The organism is Paraburkholderia sp. SIMBA_054 (genome assembly GCF_046534875.1).
Classification (GTDB): domain Bacteria; phylum Pseudomonadota; class Gammaproteobacteria; order Burkholderiales; family Burkholderiaceae; genus Paraburkholderia; species Paraburkholderia hospita.
On sequence record NZ_JAWRXV010000001.1, the window covers coordinates 318,783 to 340,905 of the forward strand.

Consider the following 22,123-nt stretch of genomic DNA (forward strand, 5'->3'; position numbering starts at 1 on the left):
TTACGACCATTACAGCGAGATACCTCTGATGTCCACAGCAGATGGCGTTACCCACCGACTGTCCACCGTTAAGACGCGCTTCTCGGACTGGGTTGCGTTGTTTGCGCGCCTCGCCATCGCGATCGCCGCACTCACCGCGCTGCAGTATTCAACCGTTCGTGAGCGTGGTTGGGTGGACGTATCTGATAGCCGCCGCTGCGCAGCCGGTCTGATAGAACACGCTGACCAACTGTCATCCGGCGGGTGCGTATATGCCGATGCGATAGTCAAGGGCGACGCGTTACACCGAGCCTTTGTCATCACCGGCCCAAACGGATCCTCCGTGCGGACGATGCACGCGGAACGTGTCTGGTCCGACGGCAAAGTTGCTGCGGAGCACTGGACGGCACAAAGCTGGGTACTGATTTCCATCGCCGCGGTTGCCGTACTTTTTCCTGGCTGGTTGCTGCTCGGCCGGGTCATTCCATCCGATGATGGTGCCAATCTGGATGGACGCTGGCGCCGCACGGTCGCCTCGGTGATCCTGATCGCCGCGTGCGCCATCTACGTGTTTCCGTCGGTACGAGAGTATGTCGCTATGTATCGCATCCAGAGCAACGAGGCGCGGATCAGGTCGAACGATATGGACGTGACACCCACTTTCGTTAGCAAGGAAAGCGTAGGCCCCTTCTATCGCCTTGGTACCGGCTACTATGCGCGCGCCGTTCGTCTCGCATATTCCGGGTGCCGGTTCTATTCGAGCGATGGAACTCCCTTGGCCGCAGACGCCTACAAGGTCGGCGAGCCCGTCGCTCCTTCCAGTCTTCCGGCAGACGTCCGTTTTGGGGGCGCCTGTCTCTTTCCCGAATACGATCCAAACCTCGATCGATAACCCGAGCCACAGCGCAGTACCGGCGCCGGTACTGCGCGCGGGCTACATCGGTTGATCCGCGATACGAAGAAGAATCATCTCTGCCGCGCGCCAGCCACTCTGACGTTCTTCCAGTAGCGATTCGTCGGGTACGCGCAACGACTGCACTCGTCTATCGCGCGCGCCCGCGCCGATTTCACCGACAAACACCGTCGCCAGCAATTCGCCCCTCGCCGCGGTGATATCGACCGTCGTGACGTTGCCGCCTGCCTGAACCGCGGACAGTGTCCATTCACGGCGGTTCCAGAAGAAAGTCGGGGCCCGCGTTAAAACGAACTTGCGGCCGGTGAAGGATTGCACAAATCCCAGTTCGAGGATGTGTGCCGTCGAATAATCCCACCGCCCCAACGCGAGGCGGCGCACCAAACTGCGCGGTGTGAGGGCTCGCGCCAGATGCAGCATGTTCAGTCTCCCCTATTAGAACGGTACTTCGAGGTTCGGACACGTGATGTCGATCTTCAGCGCCTCGCCGAGGTACGCGACTAGCCACAAGGCATCGACCAGATCCGGCACCCGCGCCTCTGTCACGTCCGAGAGGTCAACAGTACCGTCGCAAGCTAGCGTTATCCTGACGTGTGTGCGTTTGTCACGGTTCGTCGCATCGATTCCGGTTACCAGGCATTGCACGCGCTGCACCCCGGAGAGACGATGTGTCTTCGCGACTGCGGCGATCTTGTTCTGACCGAAGACAGAAGCGAGCGTCTGGTGTGCACGCGTTACCCAGTCGAGCGCCCGTGCGTCAGCCTGCGTCGGAAGATAGTCGCCCGGCCCGATGTCGAATAGCGAAGTCTCTTCGCTCATCTACCCCATCCCCACTTAACTCGCAGCAGCGCGCCAGGGAGCCCAGTTCACCCTGCTGCCTCATCCCGCTTCTTATCCAGACCTGACCAACAGGTGCCGTGAAACTCTGCGCGGTACGCGCGCGGGCCGGATACTATCGACTTCCCCCGAACGTTCGGCGCAAGCCCTTCGCAAGGAGCAATCCGCTAATCGCGAGGACGGCCCCGACGACCAGCGGGTGGTCGACAGATTCTTTCGAGAACCACGCTGCGTACCCTGTGCGCCACATGATGTACAGAGTGAGCGGAAAGCCGCCGACGAGGGCGAGAAATCCGAGGATCGCGAACAGGGCCTCGAGGAATAAGCCCAAGCTACCCTTCACGCCCTCTCCTTCTTCACGGGAGCTCCAGTAGACGCGCGACACGAATTGTCGACGAGGGTCGTTCGGCAAGAGGCGTCGCTGCCCATGACCTTCAGACATTCCGCATGAGTGAGCGCCAGCGACGCGTACTGCGCGGTCTCGGCGGCGGTGCGCGACATTGGCAAAAACGTGACGCTTCTACTCATCTTGTGTGTATTCCTTCGGCTGCCGGCCGTTCGGGACGCGAATGCGCCAGATTCAAATAGTTGCCTTTTCTTGGCCACGCGCCACGGCGCGCTACTGCCATTATCGGAAGCGGCTGGCGATTGTTCAGAGCAGCAACACGGTTCGTGCTACTCGACGGTCACCAGGAGTCGCACCCTGCCACCACCGGCAGTAGGCACCTGAATATCAACCAAACGCGCCGCCCGGACGTCGACGAGGAGTCGCGACAGTTCTGCGAGCCGAGCATCGATATTGTCGCGAGAAACGGTGAACGAGCGTTGCTCCTGGTCCTTGATCAGCGCCTGTCGTTCGGCGACGATTCTTCTGACCGCACTGCGTCTTGATACGAAATACTGTTCCATTGCCTGAATCTGATGCCGCTAGACAAGCGACGTGTATTGCCAAAACTCAACTTCCATTGCGAAGCGTGACTTCAATTCCCGCCGATTGGACTGAAAGCCGGTTACGTACTGCAACGAATGCACGGGCTTGCGAAACCGGCGTCTGCGACCACCTCCCGCCTCTGGCATGGCACTCGGGTCGTGTACCTCCATGCACGCAGCGGTGTCCCGGACTTATCGCTCTAGCAGTCCCCAGCATCTTCGTCCGTCTACGGTCGGCCAGACCATGAGCCGCAGGTTTTTCATCGCCTGCCAGACTACTTTTCCTTGATATGGCCCATCGCGATCAACCCAGCAAGAAACGCCGACTTGCTCGACATCGTCGTCCCAAACAGGATCGAGTGACCCACCCTGGACTCCGTCAATTCGACGTTCGCCATTCGGGCCTGGGCAACTTCCGGCGCATTCCACCGGGGCACGCCAGCGGCGACGCAGACATCTACCGGCGCGTACTCCAGATCCGTTTCAACTGGGACAAAGGTCAGATCGGCGGGGAACCGTTCAGCTGCGTCGATGTCCGTATAGCCGTGCCTCCGATCGATGAAGGTACGCGCGTCCGCCTCATCCCTGAAGGTCAGGGCGGTCTGCTTCGCCCTCTCGCGAGCGGTTGCATCGCCGGGATCTTTCGAAAAGAACACCCAGCCCGCCAGCCCTGAAAACCCGAGGAGCGTGCCCCTCGACTGAGAATGAACAATGATTCGCATAGCGTAGGCTCCAGGTGGCTGTCATTGAAACGATACACTTCGCAGGCGCCTCGCACGCTCCTGGGAGGCACGTTGGGCGAGAAGGCCATGCAAGTGGCACGCCGCTTTACGAAAAAGCCGGATTGACCGGGGGGCGCGAAACGTGGCGCAATCGAACCGCGGCGCGGGCGGCGTGACTTGCGGTGAGACCGCGCTGAGCAGATTTAATGCCGCATCCTGGACGGCACTCGACGGGAACACCACCAGGTGTTCTTTGCATGCGCTTTCGAAATCTGTAAGTGACTTCATCAACTGTTTTCCTGAGTGTGATCGCTGTGGGGGCAGCACACCGAACCGCCGATCATTTCAATGTCAGCGAATAAACATCTTTCGGGCTTCGACCGCACGCCGCTCGCGATCCGTCACCTCTTTGACGATAATCGGAACCACCTCTGTGCGGACACGCTCGAAGAAACCATCCATTTCTCGCTGGCTGTCCGGACTAAGGGGCTGCAGCGATGGGACGCTGATCATGCGCTCGAAAATCGAACCTCTCATTGCTTACCCTTTCTGGCTTTTGAACATCACCGAATGAAGTGCGTCGACTGAAGCGCGAGCACCGCGCCCACATACATCAGGATCTCCCGTCCTCCCCATATAAGCCGATCGGTAACGACAGATCCATGGGCAGCGTAGATGCGCAGGACGTGCTTGATGATCACGATAGCGAGCACAAACGTCATCAGACCCGGCAGATAGAGCTCAGGCAGCAGCGCGCAGAGCAGCCCGAGCAGCAATCCGTCGCGGATTCCGTGTGTGACATAGTCGATCGGCGCGGGAAAGAGCCCGAACGCGACGACCAGCGGCTCTCCGTCATCACCCGGCAAGTAAGATGGCCTCGACTTGTCCTCGCTTTGACCAGCCGTCGGCCATCTCTTAACGATCGCAGGCCCGATCAGGTTTTGCCAGAGCGAACCGGAAACGAATGGATAGAAAACGGTCAGAATCACACGCCACAGCGCGTAGAGGCCGCCACAGTAAATCCCGGTGTAAAGAATCTGCTCCCGATCCATCGTTTGCCCTGACGTGTCCAGATGGAATCGTTATCGGTTGCGCGGCACCGAAATTCAGACCTACCCAGCAAAATATTTTGCCGACCTACAAGGACGCGATCCTGATCCGGTAGCCCCCAACGTCGACAAGCCACAATTGCAAACGAAAAAGAGGCATCCCCGAACATCTGGGCGCTCCCGTCAGCCGCGGTGCTGCGGCCTGAAACAGTATTGCCGTTTCCGGGCGTCAGCGTCCCACACGAGCCTGCTGGCGCGAAACACAACGTCCCACATGTTTAGCTGAAGCTGCGCATTGTGACTGTTCCCAGCCTTTAGATCGAAGTGTTCGACTAGATCGGATGGGGTGGGCGATCGCACATAGTGGTTGCCGACAGACAGCAATGACGTCATGCGGTCTCCTGCCGCGTCGACGAGAACATCACCCGCGATCCGGACGGCGGCGCGAAATGCCTTTTCCGAAACGCCCAGATTGACGCCCAGCTCCTCCGGCCATGGGATAGTGACCGAAATGGCTGCGGGTCGAGGATCACGGCTTAGTCGCCCCGCCTCCAACGCCAGCATGTGCCCAACACGGCGCCAGTGATCGTAACGCTTCCAGTCGCCTACGGACATCGCCAGTGACTGGCCACCCTGATCCAGGAGAAGGCTGATCGGCAGAAAGTCCGTTGATCTCGCGACTTCGTGTTCGGTGAGGGCCGCGACGAGCTGCGCCAGCAGACACCATTGCAGTACGACTTTCCCGCTCTCAACTACGTCCGCGCCGCCGATATGCACCTTCATTGCGTGGAGGTTGTAGTGCTCCCAGGCGGACACCCTGGACGGAACAGCATCACCTTTTCCGTCCGGCGCGGTGACAGGCTCAGAAAAGAGCATCGCGAGAGTTGTGCAGACGGCGGCCGATGAATTGAAAACAACCGTTTTGAATTCTTCGATGTGGCGAAGCTCGCGCACCTCCCCGTCCACCATCAGACCGTGGCTGGACACCGCCGCGTTGGGACCGATCCGGAAAACGCCCGATTCAGCCTCGGCGACCAGCTTCTGTGTGAAAAATTGACTATCCATCAAGCCTTCGTCTCGTGATATGCGCTTTTGCGCGGGTTTCGTCGGCGCTGCCCGGCTCTTCAGTGTGACTTGGGGAAGCCGGCCACAAGGCGTACCGCTCGCGCAAGCAGCCGCTGCCACCAGCGCGAGCGGCCATCGTGAGCGCCCGCTTTGCGACGGATTCGCGTACGGCCTTTGTCTTCAACGATGCCCATCATGCGAACTCCTTGCTCACTGTCGTCGCTGCCTACCGTCGCTGCCTACCGTCACTGCGTCTGCAGACAGCAGCGCCTCACACCTAGTATCGGCTGCATCCACACTTTGTTCAGATCCCGAGCCAGGTTGTTTGCAGGCCTGTGGCATCAGCGTAAAGTACGCTGCGCCAGGACAATTTGCCAATCCCATGTCGACCAGTAACAGCACTCTTTTCGAACAGTACGCCGCGACCATTGAGGCGCTCGACCTCACCCGAATCAAGGTACCTGCGCATATACCAGCATCGATCCGCCTTGACGAAGAGGGGCCACTGCGTTGCAACTATATTCCTTTTGACCACGTCAATCCGGACGCGCGCCTCGTGGTGGTCGGCATCACGCCGGGATTTACCCAGTGGGTCAACGCAATCCGGGAGGCTCAGATCCATATCCGCGCTGGCGCGCCCGCCAGTACCGCGCTTCGCGCCGCCAAACAGACGGGCGCATTTAGCGGCACAATGCGGCCAAACCTCGTCGCATTACTCGACCATATAGGCGTGGCGGAGTGGCTTGGACTCTCGAGCTGCGACGCCCTCTTTAACCGCGCAGCCCACCTGATACAGACGACCTCGATCTTGCGCCATCCCGTGTTTGTCGACGAAGCCAACTATTCAGGCACGCCGTCGATGATCCGTACGCCTTTTCTCCAGCGACAGATTGAAGCGCACTTCACCGAAGAAGCGCGCTTGCTGCGGCACGCGGTTTTTGTACCATTGGGTCCAAAGGTCAGCGAGGGCCTCGGCTGGCTCGTCCAGCGCGGCGTCCTGCCCGGTGGTCGTGTCCTGGACGGATTACCGCATCCATCAGGCGCGAACGCCGAACGGATCGCATATTTTCTCGGCCGCAAGCCGCGCGAGGCCCTGTCGACGAAGACCGATGCGACGAAGCTTGACGCGAGCCTCGCCCACCTGAGAGCGCAAGTGCGGGCGTTGCGCTAGCGTTGCCCGGACGCGCGGACCTGCGCCGCACGAAAGCCCGATTCTTCCGCCCTCTTACGCACGCCCCAGATGACAGAGAACCTTACATCGCCCGTTACAGAAGACGAATTAAACCGCCTTCCAGCGAGCATCCGCCGGCGGGAATCGTGGAGCGCGTGGCGACGCGTGCTCAACCGCCCAAGTCCGACGGTACGGGCTCGCATGACTGCGTGGATTCAGCTCGAGCGCATGCTGGCGTCAATTCCGCATGAGGCCAAGTCTCGCCTGCCTGGAACGAGGATGCCCGGGATCTTCTACGACTCAATGGTCTTCGTCGATTTTATGGATGCGTATGGCGACGGCCCTTTCACGCTCGACGGTATTGTCGCGCACGGCATCGCGTGTCGGGGCGCACGGCTCGCCTGTCCAGCGGGCAAACTCGCGCTCCACCGTAGCGTGCATCACTTTTCATTCGATATCCGCGACGTTGACGCGATCGGTCACAGTCAACGGGATCGCGTCGTTTTCCCTTCGATTCGTGCCTTCGGCCATGACTACGTGACGCACATGCACGAGTCAATCGACACTGATGGGCTGATCCGCATGCTCGACCACCGTGAGGTACGAATCATCGGTCGCGAGCCTACCGACTCTGTTGGCGTGCGTCTATGGGATGGTCGGCTCTTTCTGCAAAACGCGGGCGGCTCGCACCACTTCGCTGGCGCCGCCTACATTGCGGCTACGAACGGAGTCGCTGTCACCCTGACCGCACACCTGAACTTTATCGAACTGAACGAGCCTGCGATCGAGTGGCTGCTCGAAAGCTTCACGATATTCCTCATCCCAAGGCATATCTCGGCAAAGCTCGTCAAAGTCGTGGCCCTCCTGACTGGACGATGCTATGCCCGCGACGTGCCCGAAGCGATCGCCCCTGACGAGACACTGATTTTCCTGCCTAAGTCTCACGACGGTGTGAATCTGGTCATCGATGCTTTAAGCCGCGCAGAACTCGCCGACGCCGGGCCATGGCTGGCGGCGTGTCTGTCTGATCAGCGCGCGAATCGTGCCGCGCTCGCGGGCAGATTTCCCCGAATGTTCGATTGACGTGCGCGCCGCCAACGCGCGCGGCCGGCGCTAACGGAGTGGGCGTGGCTACACAGATCGGGAGAGGCCGCGTATATGCGTGAGGCATGCGCGAGCAGAGCGTCCCACAGTTCCCCGCAAGCGTCGCGCAACAAGCCCGTCGCGCGCTCGATATGCTCCCGTTCATCCGATGGGCTGAACGCGGTCTACATCAGGCTAACGGTCGCCTGGGCGCCGTAGATACCTTCGGAACGGTCGCGGTCGTGGCCAGACGTGCAGTCCAATGGTCCTAATAGGATTTTCCTTCCCTAGTCGGGTGACGGCCCATATGCAATTCCGCGTGCCATATCCGTGAGAAACGACCGCACGCCGTCGACAGTCGGCGGTCCATTGAAAAGTACGCCGTCGATGCCGTATGGGTTCGTGTACCACGTCATGCCATCTTCGCTGTCGTAGTCAACGAAGTGGCCGTTGACCGTCGCGCTCTCCCCTGCCGAAAGGGTAGCCGTCAATTCTTCTGGTGTCGGCAAATATAGTGCGGCCCAATCGTTGGCAGCGACAAGGACATTAACCCGCTCCCGCTTGCGCAAGCGTTCGGCCTTGCGTTCATGCCGTTGGCGTTCTTCCTCGACTTCTGCCTGTATTTCCGCCAACATGTCCAACATCTCCGCAGCGGCCTGCTCGAAAATTCCGCGCAAAAAAGGAACGTCAGCAAACAGATGTGGAACCGACGCATGCGGGTAGACCGAGCCTGCCGTGTAGGCGAGTTCCTCGGCCCGCTCCATCTTCGTACCGTACTCTGTGTAGTCGCCCGTCGCTTCGGGATCACAGGCATAGGTTGCAAGCGCCCATTGCACGCGAGCCTCCAGCACAACCGCCAAATCCATCGCAATTTTCCTATGCCGTCACGCGCTATCGCGGACGATGTACCGAGGTTTCCGCGCTGGTCTTCCAGCATGCAGAGAAAGCAGTCCGCCGCGCGCGAGATGCACATCGCAGCTAAGAGTTAGACGAACCACCTTCGCAACCGCCTTTTGCCATCCACTCCGACGCGGACTCCATGCCCTTACTGAAAATCGCATATTGCCCGATCGCGCCGGGGAACTGCAGCGTCACTAGCGAAGACCACAAAGAACACCAGATGAGACAAGCTGGCGAGTTACAATTAGCGCGGTGTGAACTCATGCGGCGCATAGCCGTGGTCTTCGAGCCATTCATTGAGCTCCGTGAGTTCTTCCACCCACTCCGACGGAATCGTCTTGCCTGCATCGTCGTAGCGCTTACAGGCCGCTACGATTTCGATCGCGCGTTCTTCGGATGCGATGTAACGCGGCCGCAAGCCCAGCGGCGGGGCTTTGAGGAGGGTGCTCGACATCAGGCGTCTCCAAACACATTGATACCAACGACGCAGTCGCCCTCCGTTGTGTGCCAACGCTCACACTGACGCACCGAACAGTATTTGCTGCCCGCTCTCTTGAACAAACTGTACATTTTCTTCTCCTAGCATGGGGTCGGTAGTGCGTTAAGCACTCGAAACCTACGCGGCCACGATTCAGACAACGCGATTACGTTTGCAACCGCTCTCGCATCCGAACGCTTCGGGTTATGCATACATTTTTTCTTGGCTACGCGACTTTGAAAACGCGATTCCAGACGGTGCGCTGGCCGATGAATACCCCCGCCGCCACGCCCGCGCCGATCCCCGATATCGCCCACTGAGGCAACCCGAGATTCAGTGCGGCACCACCGATAAAGCCGCCCGTCACCAAAACGACGCGGCACGCGTCCGCTTTGAACCGGTTGGAAATCATCCTCGCATTTTCCATGGTGTCAGCCGCGCCCACGTTGACGCAACGCCGTCAGCACCAGCAACAATGCCGTCAATCCGCCCCAACGGATTCCGAACCACAGTGCAGCATCCGTACCCTTCGACAGCAACACGACCAGCAACACAGTGAGTCCAAGGACTGCAAAGCTCAGACTGTCTTTCCAGCGCGGTAGGCGCTCGGCGTTCAGAGATACTTGTATCGCCTTACTCATTGGTTTCCCCTAGTTTCCCGTTGTGTTGGCCATCAATCCGTCGTGACCGCGCGGCGGCGCGTGCAGCAATTGGCGAGAACGATGAGCGCGGCGGCAGTGATCACAGCAAGCACGCCGAATTTCTCGAACACATCAAGCGGCATCGCCCAAGCGTTGAAGTGGTAAGACGCGTCCGATCGGGTGAAGATACTCGCGCTTAGCTCAAGATAGCCGACCAGCGCCAACAGCCAGCCAGCGACGCCCGCGATTCGATGACCACCGCTATTCGGAACGGCACGCCCGTAGAGTGCGAGCCAACCCCAAAGGAACGCGAGGTCACAGGCGAAGCTCAAGAGAGTGTGGTGTTCCGACATGTTTTGCTTTCCGCGATTTTCAGTTCCCGCTCCGCGCAATCAGCGCAGACCCCGAAACCGCTAAGCCCCGGAGCCAGCACTTTCAGATATTTTTCGCCCGGATGGATAACGCGACCACAACCGGCGTGCCACACAGTGCTTTGGCACACTCTCGGCACGCGGGCCGTTTCAGGCTTCTCTGGTTGGTCGCTTTCAAGGCGTGCCTTTGCGCGTCTATTCCTGCAGCTGGTGTGGGATCCGATCAACGCGATCCAGGTGAAAACATTGTGTGGGTGACTCACACTATCCGCATCAGGAAGTGTCGGGAACATGCCTAGATCCCGACACTCCTCAACCGGGAGAACTGCCCCGGTCGGGTCTGTGGGCTTAGTCGTGGACCAGCGGGCTGACCACGTCGATCAGCGCGCGCGCGTCTCCAACAGTACGGATAGCGTGTGCTGCCGCCAGATGCTCGTCTTTGAGCTTACCCTGCTCCTTGAACACGGCAACAGCTGTCACCATCCCAGCTTTCGCGGTCTCGTCGAAGGGTGAGTCAGCCAGGCCGTTGAAACATGCCTGGTTGGCGATCCAGCGGCCGTTCTCGTTCGTTGCGACTTCCAGTGCTTTACGGACGAATGCCTCGTCCTTGATACCACGATCCATCTTGTACTTCCTTGATTTTGCAGGGCTTCCGGCCTGCTTTCCGGAGCGCTTGCGCGCCACTTTCAACAAAACGAGCCACGCCCATAGCGATGGACGTGCTGTCCTCTATCAATATGGCACGGGTCCATACTCTTCGCCACGGGCCATATCGCCGAGAAAATCCACCAGGTCGCCGGGCTTCAGGTCAGAACCGAGCGCGCCATCCTGGCCATAAGGGTTCTCGTACCAGACAACGCCGTCTTCGAGCCAGACGCCATGGCCGGCTACACTAACGCGCTCCCCGCAACGAAGGGATTCAAACAGCGCCTCCGGCGTAGGCAAGCCGAGCGCGCACCAGTCACGCAGCGCGATGAGGCGCTCGCTCTCCAGACCTTTGCGCACGCGCTCAAGCTCTTCGACGGTTGCGCGCCGCTCGGACTGGCGTACGCCGACTCCAAACGCCCACGCCTCCTCGAGCTCCGTGTCATCCCTCAGGAGGTTGGGCAGTGACGCCTCAGGGTGCAGATAGCCCGCGCGCGCGGCGAACGCCCAGGCTTTCGCCCTGTGCCTGTCGAATGCCTCGCTGCCGACCTCTCCTCCCGTGACCCGCAGCCACATGAGCGCCGACTCGACTCGCGCGTTCAGCGAGAGACTGAACAGATCCTCCGCGTCGAACCCCACGACGGCTGGTACGCCGATCGTACGTTCCTGCGGGCACAGTCTGCCCAGAAGGTCCGACGCCGCGTCGAGGCATGCTTCGAACCTCGACTCCCGGGAATCAGGGGAATCATCGTCGGGCTCCTGGCAGTATGGCGGGATCGGGCCCAGGTCCTCTCCGCGGCGGACCGAGTCCAGCAGCCACTCGAAATCCCCCTTCACCGATAGGAATGCACAGTTGTCGACCCCGTAAGCGTTTGTGAGCGACCAGCCCCCGTTCTCAGGCCAAAGCGTGTAGCCCTCGAACTCGAACCGGTCGCCTGCCGCGCTCACCTGCGCCATCAGATCTGCAGCGGATGGAAGCTCTGCCAACCACCTTGCATGCGCGTCGGCGCGATCCAGTTCCGCCTGACGTTCCCGCGCGTATGTCTTGGCTGCTTCGCGAAGGCGGTGCAACTCAGGAACCGAGGCAAGCCGCGTCAGGTTCGTTTCCGGATGTAGCAGAAACAGGTCGAAGATTGCGTCAAAGGCTTCACAGAGCAATCCGAACTCAGGTTCCTTGAGTGCGGCCAGCAAGCTCGTTGCGATCGCCACGACTTGCGCGTCGTGGCTGAGGTCCTGAGTGGCGTTCGTCATTGCTAGCGTCCCGGCGAAGTAGAAGACAGGCGGCGCGCTGTGCGCCCCTGATCGGGGAAGGCGTACAGGCTGACACAGGCGTGATGCGAGCTACAGCGAGCCCCGGCCCGCTTGCGGCCACGTTGTGCCAATTACCTTCTCCGTCCGGTCCGCGCGACTTGCCCACCTACCCTGAAGAGCCGATCGAACAGATCCTCGAACGCTGGGTCGAGGTTGCCGGAAAACATGAACTGGACGGCGAAGAGGCACAGGGCGAGCAGTTCCACAAGGCCCCAGAACTGCTTGAGGTGCAGAATCTGCAAAACGTCCTTGAACGTGGCTGTGTTCGGGTCCATTGAATAAAGCGCCCAGATCATGATCGCGCCGAACGCGTAGAAGAAGCTGCGAAAAATGGTGTTCATACCATCCCTTGACGAAGACTCCGGACCGCCCGGGTGAGCGATCGGATGGGCACATGCGAGTCAAATCGCCATCCCCATGGCAGCCATATCGGTTGCACGGCCCGTGTTGTTCAGATCGCACCGCAAAAAAAATCTCGCGTCGCGGTGCCATGCAGCCATGTGCAAGGTCCCGGCCTCGCGTCGACGCAAAAAAAATTCACCGAGCTTCGCCGGCACCCTGAATTTTCCCGTGCCACTACCGATCATGACCCATACGGGGCTTTGCTTGGCCCATCGCCCGAGCCGGGATCTGTGGACCAACGCGCGGCTTGCCTCGCGCGATACCCGCTCTAGATTGTCCGTACCGGAACCCGTTTCTTTCTCTTGCGAGGCATCACATGACAACCATTCAGCAACCAGCTGCCAGTACGACCAGGCGCGCCAGCACGCCCGCGTGGACTCTTACCGAAGCCCATGCCACCGCTGTGTTTAACGCAGCGATCGGTAGCACCCCATGCACGTGCGGCGTACGCGGCGCAGAAGCGACGGGACATCGCGCGGAATGCACCTATCGTCTCGTGCTCGAGTCTGCCCAGATCCTGTCAATCATGCTGCAACCGCGCGCAACACTCTATGCCGGTCATTCGTCGCTCGCGGAGATGGTCAGCACGCACATCGCCTCTTTTCGCAACCTGATCAGGTCCGCAGATGTGCAGGCGCGCCCGGACAGGTCCTTCGCCGTAGATGACCACGTGGACGCAGGCAGCCGGGATTGCGACGATGCCTGCGAGAATGCGGTGGACGCTGGCTACATAGAACACGAACTGGCCGCGCTCGACGACATCGAGGCCGCGTGCCGGGCCGAACTGAACACGGCGGCAGCCATTGGCATCGCCGAGGGCGCCGCGGCCATCTCCAAGCCACTCGCGCACGTGCCCATTCATCCACGAACCGGCCCTCTCTGGGCAAACACGGTCGAATTTCTTGACAAGGGCGATCGCCCGAAACACTACCCAACGCTCGCACTCTACGGGGACGCACGTAGCGCGCGTACGCATGCTACGCGTCGATGGCGCGACCAGCTCGCCACGGCGGCACACTCGCCGAGCACGGATGATCTGGCTGTCTCGCTTCAACATGTGATTGATGAAATGACGAATTCGATTAACGCGGCGGTGGCCTTCGCCGGCGCCGCGCGAATTGGGCACATCGACCGCGAATTCGTAATTGCCCTTGCTGGTGAGCACGATGTCCCCCTCATTGGCAACGGCGAGCCCCCCGCCCTCGACGAACGCATCGTCGCTCTGGCGCTCGACGTGGCAAAACGCGCCACCGTGCGTACTGCAGGCGCACCGGATGACACCGCCGGTACGGACGTCGACGTCCGGGCGGCAGTGGATTTCTATGCCGCCAACCCACGCGCGGCCCTATATGACTTTCGGCAACGCGTTGGCTCGCGCGTACAGGGCAAAGCGACAGACGACGTAGGCCCAGGCGGCACGTCTTCTTTGCCACGGGGCAACGCATGAGCCGCCAACGACCCGTCGTCATGTCCTGCGGCGCCTTGGGCGGCCGCAGTCCCAAGACAGGCAAGCCCGTAGGCGAGCGCCATCGCTGGAGCGGGCGCAAATGGGGCGAGGGTCACTGCCTGTTTTGCTTGCGCACGCTCAGCCAGGTCGTGTTCGTGCCGGAGAAGCCGGCCGCACCGCCGGGCTCCGACGCGCACCTCGCGCGGGCTCTCGAGTCGGGAGATTGAGGCGCCAAGGGCCAAGTCCGTCCGGGAGCGCGCGTCCTACGAACACTTGTCGTCGCGCCAGGAGAAGGCAACGCCGTTCGCCCGGCGCGCGCCACCGAAACCAAAGCGGTTGCGGAAGCACAGGCACAGACCGCAACCGTGTCACCAATCTGGAGTCGAACCGATGAACGAGCGCACTACTTTCAGACACTGGATCTCCCGACGCGCGATCCAGCGTGGGCACATGGAAACCCAGGACATGCTGTTGGCATGGATGGAACGCGCGACGCACGAAGGGGATCTGCTCGACGCCCTCCGCGAATGCGAGCAGCGTCTCTCCCTGCTGATCACTCGAGGCGCACACGAGGAAGAGGACGCGTTCGCGCGACAAAAGGCTCGTGCTGCCCTTGCCCGGCGCGAGCGCTGCGCGGCCACGGCGCCGACCGGCGATCCGACGACGACCCTGCACCCGGGTGCGTTGACGCGCGGCTTGCCTGCCCTGCCCGAGCCCTACGCGCATTCTGAGGATCACCTCCAGCAGCCGCTTTGGGATCAGCAGGACATGCTCGATTTCGCCAGCAAGGCCCGCGCGCTACAGGTCGCTGACGAGGCGTTTCTCCGGCTTTGCAGCGAGGAAGTCATACGCCAAGGCCTCACGAGCCCGACGCGTAAGCTGGCGCTGATGAAAGAGCGCGGCTTTTCCTCTCCCGATCAGGTTGATACATGGATGCGAGCCACCGCGCTCGCGTTCCGCTCAGCCGTTGAGGCCGCCACCGTTGCCAGCAGACTGCCTTCGGCGAGCAGTGTTCCCAATGATCGCCGTTCGGTCGGTTCGCTGGCGGCCGCCAGCACCGCCCCGTCTGAAAGGCCCGGTACGCCCGGCCAGCAGATGCTTGCGGACGCGCAAGCCGTCGAGCTGGCCTCCATGAAGCGCATGCTTGGCGACGCATGCGCGGACATCGCGTCGATCAATGCGGCGCTGGGTCTGGACCCGGAGGACACAGGCGCCGAGCCGATTATCGAGGCGATCAATGCTCTAAAAGCCCGCGCCGGCGAGGCATCTGCGGCGACCACATCCAGTTCCGCAGAACCGCAGGCCCAGCGATGAGCGTACCGGTCGAGCTCGAACCCTGCCCGTTTTGCGGCGCGCGGGCGCGCCAGCCTGAAAGCGTCGAGCGCGCGGGCGGGCAGACTGTGTGGGAGATTTCGTGCACAGTTTTTTGCGTCACGATTCGCCGGCCAACCCGCAATGAGGCAATTGCGGCATGGAATCTTCGCTTCACGCGGTCGGAACGGGATGACAGGCACGTCCTCCAGTTGTCCGCAATCGTCTCGGCCGCCTGCGGGTACTGGAACCCGACGGATCCGGTTAAACCAGAGCTCGACACGAAAGCGTTGCGCGACGTCGCTGCGTTGTACCGCAGGTACTCCCGCTCATTGCAGATTATCCAGGATCTGAACATCACGATCCAGGAACTGAGGGAGTCGGGCGAGAGCGGCACGTCTTCGTGAAGTGTCGACTAGCGCCCCGGGGCCCGCGTTGCAGCGTCGACCGACCGCAGCACCGAAAGCGCCACACGTGTTCCGCCTCAGTTTTGCGGCTTGCCGCACCCGGACTGTCCAACCTCACGCACTTCCAGCGCGACTGGCCCACCCTTATACGAACAGGCGAATAAAACCGGCCCATCAGGCTTCTCGGCAAGCTCGATCTTCGACAGCCGGTTGAACGCGTCTTCAAGGCTCGCCGCGTCAGCAAGCTGTGCTTTTTCGTTCAACCTTGCCGCATCGTGCAGTGTGAAGTCGCTCGACGCTTCCCATCTGACGGCCCGGCCGTCGAGCGCGGCCCATCTCGAAACAAGCGTCGATGTGAGTGCGTCGCTACCGGTGACTACATAGCGCCCGCTTCCGGCAGCCCCGGCGGCGCCCGTTACGAGCGCAAGCGCAACGGCGATCAGTATCCTCAATTCCTTCCCCCTCATCTTCAGAATCAGCACGCGCCGCCGGCCGTGCCGCGGATCCGGGCTAAGACCCGGTCTCTTGCGCCTTTATCGGTCTGATTTCCCCTTCTGTTCAGAGCAAAGGCGCGTGTTATCACGCCATGTCGCATTTCCCGGTGTGCGTGTGACTGGTCTCCTTTGATGCCTCCTTTGATGCGATCGCTCTGAACAAATCAAAACCGCAGCCGAAATAGACATGACTGCCGCCGATTGTCTGCAGCTGTTTTCGGGTCGCTTCATCTCTCGTCCGCCCTTTACACCATCGCCAACTTGTATTGCCAGCCGCCGCCTTGAAAATCGAATGACTGAACACGCGCACCAAAAAATCCAAAGGGCACATATGAGCGAAGCACGCGAATGGGTCATACGGGAGGCCGATCTCCTGCATCTCCTGAGCGTCAAGATCGGCGCAGCATACGTCAATGTCGAGGATGCGTTGCAAAGGACAGAATTGAGCGCGCGACGCTATCAGGCTGGCGCCGCCCTCCCGGCTACGGCACAGGCGGAGCCGTTCGCGATATCAGGTAACGCCAGCTCCGCAGCGCCCCGGTCGATCAAGCGGTTCGAAGAGCTGCTGGAGGCGTACGTAGATGCGGCGATACAGACGCGATCCGGGACGACCATCCGTGAGCGCAAACGGGACCTGATAGCGTTCTTGACCGACATGACACGCGAACCCGTAATGCTCGCTGACGGGCCGCTTCGACGCTATCTGCGCTCGCTGGCGGCGCGTGACTGGGAGAGCGGGAGCGTCCCGCTCGATGCGGAGGACGCGCGGGTGATCGGCGAACTGCTTGCGCTCGATGTATCGCCTGTTCGCCGGATACGCGAGATTGCAAAGCGACTAGAAGGCGTCGCGCGCGATATCGAAGTGGTCGACAACCTGAGCATGTCGCCAAGGCAATTCAGGCTCGACGCGACGTGGCTGCTCAAACTCCCATTGGTGCGCGACCTGCCGGTCGACGACGAACAGGCGCTAGTCATCGCGAAAGCGATGAGCTTCGTGCGGTTCCTGCTGGATGCTTCGGCGCATACCACGCGCGACGGCGAACACGCTCGCCAGATTGCTCGTCTACTCGACGACATGGCAACCCCGGACGGGCAATCCGGGATCGATCGACTGGGAGCGCTCTTGAGCACGTGGACTGAGGTGGATCCGAAATGGGAGACCCGTCTGCGCGACACCTCGTTGACACCGAGTCGCGACGGTACCCCGGCGGCCCGGAGTGCGTCGACAGCGGCCCGCGGCGCGCGCACAGCGCCGAGCAAAATCCTGACTGAATGAGAGGGACCACTATGTACATTGACCCTCGGGTCGCCCACGGCAAAACCAGGTTCGAACTGGCTGAAATGCCCATTCTGCATGGCAGAGGACGCACACAGGACCTCATCGCCTCAGTAAACCGGGTAATGGAGGGAAGCAGCAGATTGGGAAGCCGGGAGTATGCACGGCGTCTTCAACGCAAAGCCATTCCCGAACTCAGGCGTATGGGAGCCGTGCCTTTTGTCGGCAATGAATCGAACAATACGATCGGCGGAATTATCGGCGCGCTCTACTTCACGCAGGACGATCGCGGAGTCCAGCTGAAGCGGCTGGTCTGGACGGCGGGCGACCGGTGCTCGCACGATTTTTTGTTGATGCGCTTTGAGCCGCACGCTCTCGCCCGGTGTATGCAGCGCAACGGTGTCCTCAGCCTCCCGGAGATCGCGCTGGAAGTGAACGCCGCGGCGGCATTTGCTCTACCGCTGCTCGGTGCCGCGGCCGCCGAAAACTGGACACAGGTTGGTCTGCCAACGCCTTCTGGCATTTTCGTTGGAAACCTGTCAAAAGGCTTTGCGGTCATGCAAACATACTTCTGCCCAGGGCAGAACGGACGCACGTCGCGCTGGTCAGGATACCGCGAGTTTTTTAAGGAGGCGGTGGCTGCGGTGCAGGCGGACACTCATTGTGGACCAGCGATCGCGGCAGTGTTTGAGGCAGCCAAAGTAGGCGGCGGAGTGGCGGCCCGATTCCCGTTTCTGATGGACTCGCACGAATACACCCCTGACCCGGACGACACCATCTGGGATCAGGCGCGCGCCTCGGCTGCCCGTCCTGAGGACCGGCACATCCATGCGGTGGCCTGATCATGTCCGACACAAAGATCATGTTTGACCCGTGCAACGCCACCGCTCGCGGCGAGCGCCCGACCATTCCTGCTTCCGTTGTTCACCGGGGCGGTTCCGGTTTGATCACGGCTGCGGAGTACGACGAAGCGATCCGGGATCTCGAGGCCGCGAGATCGCAACTGGCGCCAGACGGGCAGAATTGCGCGATATGCCATGACAGCGGTCATCAGGCGTGGGAGTGTCACCATAACCCGCTGGTGATGGCGCGACGCGGCGTGAGGGCCGAGCTTGAGTGGCGGTGCTTTCATTGCGGAGACGTCTTTCATACCGAGGAGGACGCACGCGCGCACTTTGGACGGACCGAAGACGAGGTCGCGCGCTGCCTGCACCCCGGTGGTAACGGCAGCGCGCCAAACGAACAGGCTCGGACAAACGCCTCACTCGGGGTCGTGCGCCAACGTGAGCGTGATAGTGCCTACCGACACACGTCGGCTTCTCCAGTCGAGGGGCTCGCGAAGTGAGCAATAGATCGGAAACATATGGCGCAGGTTCGCCAGACATCGCGCCCGGCGAATACGTCGATCCTCGCGTTGCGGAAGGCTCCGCCCGACGCGCGCTTGAGTATGACTTCATGCGTCCCGCGACCGCCCAGTCCCTCGAACGCAGAGCACAGGCCGACATGCTCCCGACCCTTCTGCGGATGGGCAATGGTCTGAGCGCCCGCGAGTTTCGCCGGTTCGTTGAGCAAAAGGCCCTCCCACGCATGGCAAGGCACGGCATGCATGCGCGCGTCATCAGCGATGGAGGTATCCTCCAGGTCCGCCTGTTGTCCGTCCTGGGCGATCCGGTCGAAGGAATCCGTGTGTCGGAAATGATCGCGGCCAGCAGCATTCCTGTGCCCCAATCACTTACGGTCGCTGTCATTCGCCCACACGCGCTCGCTCGTTGCATGCAGCGTAGCGGGGAACAAGATCACCGGAACGTCAAAGGTGAGTTGCTGGGCGCAGCGGTGCTCGCATCGTTCCTTGCGCCTGTCGCGGCGCGCGAACAATGGCAACAGGTCGCGTTGCCGGCCGGCAGGGGCGTGTTCGTTGGCCGCGTCGATGACGCCGGACTTTTCACGCTAGCGACCTTCATTCGGCCAGGACAGAACGGGCGTGCGACACGCTGGGACGCGTTCCTTCACGCAATCGGGCCGGTGCCTGATCCCTCCAAAACTACCTCTCGCAAGCAGATGGACAACTGGTGTGAGGCGCTGGTCGCGCGGTTGTCTGCGGCGGGACCGATTTCAGTCCGCTTTCCTGTGCTTCGGCAACCGTATATGCCCCGGCGCGACGCACTCGACGAACGATGGGCGGCGCGCGAAAGGACTGCCAGAACCGAGCGTGACGGCGAACTCGTGACCAGCGCATTTTCTGAATGAGACCGATATGGGGCTGAACAACACCGGCTTTGCCCGTTGCAACCACTGTGGCGCGGAGTTTCGCCTGTTCACGATTTTCAACCGCGATATGCAGGGTCTATGCAAGGTGTGGAAGCGACGCCACGAGCGTGCATGCGGCAAGAGAACGCCGACGCAGCGCAGAAGGTGGGCGAAGAAGTACGCAGGAAAGGACACGACGGACAGCAGTCTGACCGTTGACCTCACGCACGCGGGCTTCGTAGACTCTCAACCACCGGCCGACTGAATCCCCAAAGTACCGGACGCCACGATGCCATTTTTTCGCGCGTCATCGTGGTTAGGTCAAGATCACTCAGTGCTTGTCTTCTAACTGCTCGTTCCGGGCATGCCCCATACACCCGCCTTTGGCGTCCTGCCGATCGCAGTTGTCACCCGTAAAGACAGTTTTCCCAGCCGCTTTCATTCGCTCCAGCATCGCGCGCAGCTCTGGGCCCGTTCCTGGAACGAGCGTCTCCGCAAGTTCCTCGTCGGGCATTGCAAGCAAGGTCGAGATTGAGATGTGAATGTGGTAAGTGGTCGACGCCACGGAGCTATCCTTCGCGTTGTTGGCTCAGTCCGGTTTTCGGTGCCGCTGTGGGTCCAGACGCGCTTTGTCGCCCTCCCCCTCCGGCCCTGGTCACGTCACCGTCGGGATCCACCGACGGTCCGTTCCAGCTTCTGGTGGTCGGCAAGCGGGAAACGTTCGGTGAACGGCAGGTACGATGCTGGCGGTGAAGCGCGCAGGTGCCCGTCGCGCAACACCAGGGCCGCGCGTATCGCTGCCGCCCCCGACTCTCCATACTCTGCTATCGCCATGCCGGAAACGGCATACTGCCGAAGCGGCTCACGCTCCTGTCGATCGAGAATGCGGAGGAAATTGGTCCATTTTTCGGGACTCACGCCAGCCGGCGTTTCATAGAGCGTTTTCAGGTTGCCGCTCTCGTCGACCGACATGAGGAGCAGTTCCCTGAAGCTGTAGCCCTTTGGCTCCATTGTCTCGGGATACTTCGCGCCGTTGTGCCGGCGATAGTTCAAGATGCTGTATGCCCGCTCGACGATGTCATCGACAGGAAGACCGGTGATTTCCTGAATCTCCTGAACCAGAGCGCGCGGCGTATTCGGGATGGCTGCGGGTGGCGCTAGCATCAAGCCGTCCGACCGAAGGCCAGGAGCCCACGCGCGCGCGAGCTCGTACTGCTGATCGTGACGAGCGACACGCGGGCTTTGGCCGGATACCGGGCGTGCAAGCGCCCGATATATCCGCCCGTCAAGTGCGACCTCATAGAAAACGATCTCGTCCCCCAGTCGCAGTGAGGCCAAGGCCGCGTGACCGTGAAACGTGACGCCCGAATAGTAGGCCATGCGCAATGCATCTTCCTTCGTGATCAGCCCGGATTTCAGCCCCGTGTCTTTCCGGCGGTCGGGATCGAGCACAGCAGTATGGGACGTAGCCTTTCGCTCCGGCTCATGTGCGCTCGGGCGCGTTTCTGACTGTGTGTTCATAGGGAGATAACCTGATCCTTCTGATTCGCTGCCGGTAACTTTCATCTCATCTTCCATCGACGAACCGCCGTTCACTCAAAACTGACCGGCGGGTTCGCCTTCGAGAAATGCGGCGCAATCTCACGCGCGTACCTACCGATCTCTTCCTCTTCGAAGCAGATGGGCCGGAGGTAATCCTTCGCAAACCGAGAGGGAAACTCAAAGTCCTCCGACGACCCTACAAAGAGCATTACACCCCCGGCCACCGGATGCGACATGACCTTCGCTGCTCGCCTGTCGATCTCGTTATGAAAGAACAGGCCAGAATCCTTTGCATTCGAAAATGCCGAAATCGTGACGCCGAAGTCGGTGTCAAGCACCTGCACGAGTGCATCGGCAAAGAGCAAGGCGTAGCGGAGTCCGGCAGAGAAATAAGGCGCTCTTACATCGTTCTCAATTTGATCGCGATCAAGAAGCAGGTGCGTGAGTCCAGATAGCGAACGATTCTCTTCCATTGTCCTCTCCGCCCATCAAAGGGCATGATCCCGATTCAAAACCAGCGCGGCCTTTTGGGTGATCCGGGTCCGAAGCGATCGAACAGTTGTCGGTCTGGTCAAGGGACGCCGTGTTTGTCGCGTACTGGCGAGTATCCTTGACAACAACCACATCGCTCGAGTGCGCATAGCCCGCGGCGCTCGTTAGCGCGATCAACAAAGCCTGTTTTTTCATCATTTCAACCGCAACGGTAAGCGCGGTTTCAGCCAGTCATAAGCCGCGTTTCATGTTCAATCCTTATCGGATCAAATCCGGAAAAGTTCAGAGGGCCCCTGCAAATTTTTCTGACGTGGTAGTCAGCGAAAAAATTTCTCTGCAGCCCTCTGAACAAATTGATCCTCCCGCCGATTATGAGACACCGGTCGCCGTTATGCGCCGGCTGCGGACAT

The 22,123-nt window shown here is 60.8% G+C and carries 29 protein-coding genes; 10 read left to right on the forward strand and 19 right to left on the reverse strand.

Annotated features, from left to right (window positions below; all coding sequences use genetic code 11):
- Window positions 1-28 precede the first annotated feature (28 nt).
- Complete coding sequence (locus tag SB822_RS01860) at window positions 29-871, forward strand: hypothetical protein (protein ID WP_410853917.1); 843 nt, start codon at window positions 29-31, stop codon at window positions 869-871.
- A 42-nt stretch (window positions 872-913) separates the two neighbouring features.
- On the opposite strand, the gene SB822_RS01865 is transcribed toward SB822_RS01860, so the two are convergent.
- The 7 genes from SB822_RS01865 to SB822_RS01895 all read right to left on the reverse strand — a co-directional run bounded on the left by SB822_RS01865 (window position 914) and on the right by SB822_RS01895 (window position 5,495).
- On the reverse strand, window positions 914-1,312 hold the full coding sequence (locus SB822_RS01865; protein WP_410853918.1) for a hypothetical protein: 399 nt from the start codon (window positions 1,310-1,312) through the stop codon (window positions 914-916).
- Between the two features lie 15 nt (window positions 1,313-1,327).
- Entirely contained in the window at window positions 1,328-1,711 is a 384-nt protein-coding gene (locus tag SB822_RS01870; RefSeq protein WP_410853919.1) for a hypothetical protein, read from the reverse strand.
- A gap of 693 nt (window positions 1,712-2,404) precedes the next feature.
- Complete coding sequence (locus SB822_RS01875; protein WP_410853920.1) at window positions 2,405-2,638, reverse strand: hypothetical protein; 234 nt, start codon at window positions 2,636-2,638, stop codon at window positions 2,405-2,407.
- 296 nt (window positions 2,639-2,934) lie between these two features.
- Entirely contained in the window at window positions 2,935-3,381 is a 447-nt protein-coding gene (locus SB822_RS01880; protein ID WP_410853921.1) for a hypothetical protein, read from the reverse strand.
- 351 nt (window positions 3,382-3,732) lie between these two features.
- Window positions 3,733-3,918, reverse strand: coding sequence for a hypothetical protein (locus tag SB822_RS01885; RefSeq protein WP_410853922.1), 186 nt, complete (start codon window positions 3,916-3,918; stop codon window positions 3,733-3,735).
- 26 nt (window positions 3,919-3,944) lie between these two features.
- Window positions 3,945-4,433: a hypothetical protein gene (locus tag SB822_RS01890; RefSeq protein ID WP_410853923.1), complete on the reverse strand. Its 489-nt coding sequence runs from the start codon at window positions 4,431-4,433 to the stop codon at window positions 3,945-3,947.
- A 180-nt stretch (window positions 4,434-4,613) separates the two neighbouring features.
- A complete protein-coding gene (locus tag SB822_RS01895) occupies window positions 4,614-5,495 on the reverse strand; it encodes a hypothetical protein (protein ID WP_410853924.1) in 882 nt (293 codons plus the stop codon).
- Between the two features lie 382 nt (window positions 5,496-5,877).
- Between SB822_RS01895 and SB822_RS01900 the strand changes: the two genes are divergently transcribed.
- Both SB822_RS01900 and SB822_RS01905 read left to right on the forward strand, forming a co-directional pair.
- Window positions 5,878-6,666, forward strand: coding sequence for a hypothetical protein (locus SB822_RS01900; protein ID WP_410853925.1), 789 nt, complete (start codon window positions 5,878-5,880; stop codon window positions 6,664-6,666).
- A 228-nt stretch (window positions 6,667-6,894) separates the two neighbouring features.
- Window positions 6,895-7,749 carry a DUF6685 family protein gene (locus SB822_RS01905; protein WP_410853926.1) on the forward strand — a complete coding sequence of 285 codons (855 nt, stop codon included), beginning with the start codon at window positions 6,895-6,897 and terminating at the stop codon, window positions 7,747-7,749.
- A 287-nt stretch (window positions 7,750-8,036) separates the two neighbouring features.
- Here SB822_RS01905 and SB822_RS01910 read toward each other — a convergent pair whose 3' ends face one another.
- The 8 genes from SB822_RS01910 to SB822_RS01945 form a co-directional block, all read right to left on the reverse strand.
- Window positions 8,037-8,615: a hypothetical protein gene (locus tag SB822_RS01910; RefSeq protein WP_410853927.1), complete on the reverse strand. Its 579-nt coding sequence runs from the start codon at window positions 8,613-8,615 to the stop codon at window positions 8,037-8,039.
- Between the two features lie 278 nt (window positions 8,616-8,893).
- The gene (locus SB822_RS01915; RefSeq protein WP_410853928.1) at window positions 8,894-9,103 is read right to left on the reverse strand and encodes a hypothetical protein; all 210 of its coding nucleotides are present in this window, start codon (window positions 9,101-9,103) and stop codon (window positions 8,894-8,896) included.
- A 250-nt stretch (window positions 9,104-9,353) separates the two neighbouring features.
- Window positions 9,354-9,572, reverse strand: coding sequence for a hypothetical protein (locus tag SB822_RS01920; RefSeq protein ID WP_410853929.1), 219 nt, complete (start codon window positions 9,570-9,572; stop codon window positions 9,354-9,356).
- Entirely contained in the window at window positions 9,559-9,768 is a 210-nt protein-coding gene (locus SB822_RS01925; protein WP_410853930.1) for a hypothetical protein, read from the reverse strand. Before SB822_RS01925 ends, SB822_RS01920 begins: the two co-directional genes overlap by 14 nt.
- A 32-nt stretch (window positions 9,769-9,800) precedes the next feature.
- A complete protein-coding gene (locus SB822_RS01930; RefSeq protein WP_410853931.1) occupies window positions 9,801-10,121 on the reverse strand; it encodes a hypothetical protein in 321 nt (106 codons plus the stop codon).
- Window positions 10,122-10,487: 366 nt separating this feature from the next.
- Window positions 10,488-10,763: a hypothetical protein gene (locus SB822_RS01935; RefSeq protein ID WP_410853932.1), complete on the reverse strand. Its 276-nt coding sequence runs from the start codon at window positions 10,761-10,763 to the stop codon at window positions 10,488-10,490.
- 108 nt (window positions 10,764-10,871) lie between these two features.
- A complete protein-coding gene (locus SB822_RS01940) occupies window positions 10,872-12,035 on the reverse strand; it encodes a hypothetical protein (RefSeq protein ID WP_410853933.1) in 1,164 nt (387 codons plus the stop codon).
- A gap of 131 nt (window positions 12,036-12,166) precedes the next feature.
- Window positions 12,167-12,436: a hypothetical protein gene (locus SB822_RS01945; protein WP_410853934.1), complete on the reverse strand. Its 270-nt coding sequence runs from the start codon at window positions 12,434-12,436 to the stop codon at window positions 12,167-12,169.
- Window positions 12,437-12,813: 377 nt separating this feature from the next.
- On the opposite strand from SB822_RS01945, the gene SB822_RS01950 reads away from it, so the two are divergent.
- The 3 genes from SB822_RS01950 (at window position 12,814) to SB822_RS01960 (ending at window position 15,662) form a co-directional block, all read left to right on the forward strand.
- Window positions 12,814-13,944, forward strand: coding sequence for a hypothetical protein (locus tag SB822_RS01950; RefSeq protein WP_410853935.1), 1,131 nt, complete (start codon window positions 12,814-12,816; stop codon window positions 13,942-13,944).
- 390 nt (window positions 13,945-14,334) lie between these two features.
- Window positions 14,335-15,258 carry a hypothetical protein gene (locus SB822_RS01955; RefSeq protein WP_410853936.1) on the forward strand — a complete coding sequence of 308 codons (924 nt, stop codon included), beginning with the start codon at window positions 14,335-14,337 and terminating at the stop codon, window positions 15,256-15,258.
- Window positions 15,255-15,662: a hypothetical protein gene (locus SB822_RS01960; RefSeq protein WP_410853937.1), complete on the forward strand. Its 408-nt coding sequence runs from the start codon at window positions 15,255-15,257 to the stop codon at window positions 15,660-15,662. Before SB822_RS01955 ends, SB822_RS01960 begins: the two co-directional genes overlap by 4 nt.
- A 77-nt stretch (window positions 15,663-15,739) precedes the next feature.
- Here the strand turns inward: SB822_RS01960 and SB822_RS01965 are convergent, their stop codons facing one another.
- Complete coding sequence (locus SB822_RS01965) at window positions 15,740-16,144, reverse strand: hypothetical protein (RefSeq protein ID WP_410853938.1); 405 nt, start codon at window positions 16,142-16,144, stop codon at window positions 15,740-15,742.
- A 199-nt stretch (window positions 16,145-16,343) separates the two neighbouring features.
- Between SB822_RS01965 and SB822_RS01970 the strand changes: the two genes are divergently transcribed.
- Genes SB822_RS01970 through SB822_RS01985 form a run of 4 tightly spaced genes read left to right on the forward strand, consistent with a single transcriptional unit; the run spans window position 16,344 to window position 19,679 of the window.
- Window positions 16,344-17,432: a hypothetical protein gene (locus SB822_RS01970; protein WP_410853939.1), complete on the forward strand. Its 1,089-nt coding sequence runs from the start codon at window positions 16,344-16,346 to the stop codon at window positions 17,430-17,432.
- Between the two features lie 11 nt (window positions 17,433-17,443).
- Complete coding sequence (locus SB822_RS01975) at window positions 17,444-18,274, forward strand: hypothetical protein (protein ID WP_410853940.1); 831 nt, start codon at window positions 17,444-17,446, stop codon at window positions 18,272-18,274.
- Window positions 18,275-18,276: 2 nt separating this feature from the next.
- Window positions 18,277-18,777: a hypothetical protein gene (locus SB822_RS01980; protein ID WP_410853941.1), complete on the forward strand. Its 501-nt coding sequence runs from the start codon at window positions 18,277-18,279 to the stop codon at window positions 18,775-18,777.
- Window positions 18,774-19,679, forward strand: a complete 906-nt coding sequence (locus SB822_RS01985; protein ID WP_410853942.1) for a hypothetical protein — start codon at window positions 18,774-18,776, stop codon at window positions 19,677-19,679. Before SB822_RS01980 ends, SB822_RS01985 begins: the two co-directional genes overlap by 4 nt.
- A gap of 331 nt (window positions 19,680-20,010) precedes the next feature.
- On the opposite strand, the gene SB822_RS01990 is transcribed toward SB822_RS01985, so the two are convergent.
- The 3 genes from SB822_RS01990 to SB822_RS02000 all read right to left on the reverse strand — a co-directional run bounded on the left by SB822_RS01990 (window position 20,011) and on the right by SB822_RS02000 (window position 21,694).
- Entirely contained in the window at window positions 20,011-20,244 is a 234-nt protein-coding gene (locus tag SB822_RS01990) for a hypothetical protein (protein ID WP_410853943.1), read from the reverse strand.
- A 95-nt stretch (window positions 20,245-20,339) separates the two neighbouring features.
- Window positions 20,340-21,245, reverse strand: a complete 906-nt coding sequence (locus SB822_RS01995) for a hypothetical protein (RefSeq protein WP_410853944.1) — start codon at window positions 21,243-21,245, stop codon at window positions 20,340-20,342.
- Window positions 21,246-21,271: 26 nt separating this feature from the next.
- A complete protein-coding gene (locus tag SB822_RS02000) occupies window positions 21,272-21,694 on the reverse strand; it encodes a hypothetical protein (RefSeq protein ID WP_410853945.1) in 423 nt (140 codons plus the stop codon).
- Between the last annotated feature and the right edge of the window lie 429 nt (window positions 21,695-22,123).

Excerpts from the sequence above, each read along its gene's own strand:
- SB822_RS01860 (WP_410853917.1), top strand. The coding sequence starts at position 29 with ATGTCCACAGCAGATGGCGTTACCCACCGACTGTCCACCGTTAAGACG.
- SB822_RS01865 (WP_410853918.1), bottom strand. The coding sequence starts at position 1,312 with ATGCTGCATCTGGCGCGAGCCCTCACACCGCGCAGTTTGGTGCGCCGC.
- SB822_RS01870 (WP_410853919.1), bottom strand. The coding sequence starts at position 1,711 with ATGAGCGAAGAGACTTCGCTATTCGACATCGGGCCGGGCGACTATCTT.
- SB822_RS01875 (WP_410853920.1), bottom strand. The coding sequence starts at position 2,638 with ATGGAACAGTATTTCGTATCAAGACGCAGTGCGGTCAGAAGAATCGTC.
- SB822_RS01880 (WP_410853921.1), bottom strand. The coding sequence starts at position 3,381 with ATGCGAATCATTGTTCATTCTCAGTCGAGGGGCACGCTCCTCGGGTTT.
- SB822_RS01885 (WP_410853922.1), bottom strand. The coding sequence starts at position 3,918 with ATGAGAGGTTCGATTTTCGAGCGCATGATCAGCGTCCCATCGCTGCAG.
- SB822_RS01890 (WP_410853923.1), bottom strand. The coding sequence starts at position 4,433 with ATGGATCGGGAGCAGATTCTTTACACCGGGATTTACTGTGGCGGCCTC.
- SB822_RS01895 (WP_410853924.1), bottom strand. The coding sequence starts at position 5,495 with ATGGATAGTCAATTTTTCACACAGAAGCTGGTCGCCGAGGCTGAATCG.
- SB822_RS01900 (WP_410853925.1), top strand. The coding sequence starts at position 5,878 with ATGTCGACCAGTAACAGCACTCTTTTCGAACAGTACGCCGCGACCATT.
- SB822_RS01905 (WP_410853926.1), top strand. The coding sequence starts at position 6,895 with ATGCTGGCGTCAATTCCGCATGAGGCCAAGTCTCGCCTGCCTGGAACG.
- SB822_RS01910 (WP_410853927.1), bottom strand. The coding sequence starts at position 8,615 with ATGGATTTGGCGGTTGTGCTGGAGGCTCGCGTGCAATGGGCGCTTGCA.
- SB822_RS01915 (WP_410853928.1), bottom strand. The coding sequence starts at position 9,103 with ATGTCGAGCACCCTCCTCAAAGCCCCGCCGCTGGGCTTGCGGCCGCGT.
- SB822_RS01925 (WP_410853930.1), bottom strand. The coding sequence starts at position 9,768 with ATGAGTAAGGCGATACAAGTATCTCTGAACGCCGAGCGCCTACCGCGC.
- SB822_RS01930 (WP_410853931.1), bottom strand. The coding sequence starts at position 10,121 with ATGTCGGAACACCACACTCTCTTGAGCTTCGCCTGTGACCTCGCGTTC.
- SB822_RS01935 (WP_410853932.1), bottom strand. The coding sequence starts at position 10,763 with ATGGATCGTGGTATCAAGGACGAGGCATTCGTCCGTAAAGCACTGGAA.
- SB822_RS01940 (WP_410853933.1), bottom strand. The coding sequence starts at position 12,035 with ATGACGAACGCCACTCAGGACCTCAGCCACGACGCGCAAGTCGTGGCG.
- SB822_RS01945 (WP_410853934.1), bottom strand. The coding sequence starts at position 12,436 with ATGAACACCATTTTTCGCAGCTTCTTCTACGCGTTCGGCGCGATCATG.
- SB822_RS01950 (WP_410853935.1), top strand. The coding sequence starts at position 12,814 with ATGACAACCATTCAGCAACCAGCTGCCAGTACGACCAGGCGCGCCAGC.
- SB822_RS01955 (WP_410853936.1), top strand. The coding sequence starts at position 14,335 with ATGAACGAGCGCACTACTTTCAGACACTGGATCTCCCGACGCGCGATC.
- SB822_RS01960 (WP_410853937.1), top strand. The coding sequence starts at position 15,255 with ATGAGCGTACCGGTCGAGCTCGAACCCTGCCCGTTTTGCGGCGCGCGG.
- SB822_RS01970 (WP_410853939.1), top strand. The coding sequence starts at position 16,344 with ATGACTGCCGCCGATTGTCTGCAGCTGTTTTCGGGTCGCTTCATCTCT.
- SB822_RS01975 (WP_410853940.1), top strand. The coding sequence starts at position 17,444 with ATGTACATTGACCCTCGGGTCGCCCACGGCAAAACCAGGTTCGAACTG.
- SB822_RS01980 (WP_410853941.1), top strand. The coding sequence starts at position 18,277 with ATGTCCGACACAAAGATCATGTTTGACCCGTGCAACGCCACCGCTCGC.
- SB822_RS01995 (WP_410853944.1), bottom strand. The coding sequence starts at position 21,245 with ATGAAAGTTACCGGCAGCGAATCAGAAGGATCAGGTTATCTCCCTATG.
- SB822_RS02000 (WP_410853945.1), bottom strand. The coding sequence starts at position 21,694 with ATGGAAGAGAATCGTTCGCTATCTGGACTCACGCACCTGCTTCTTGAT.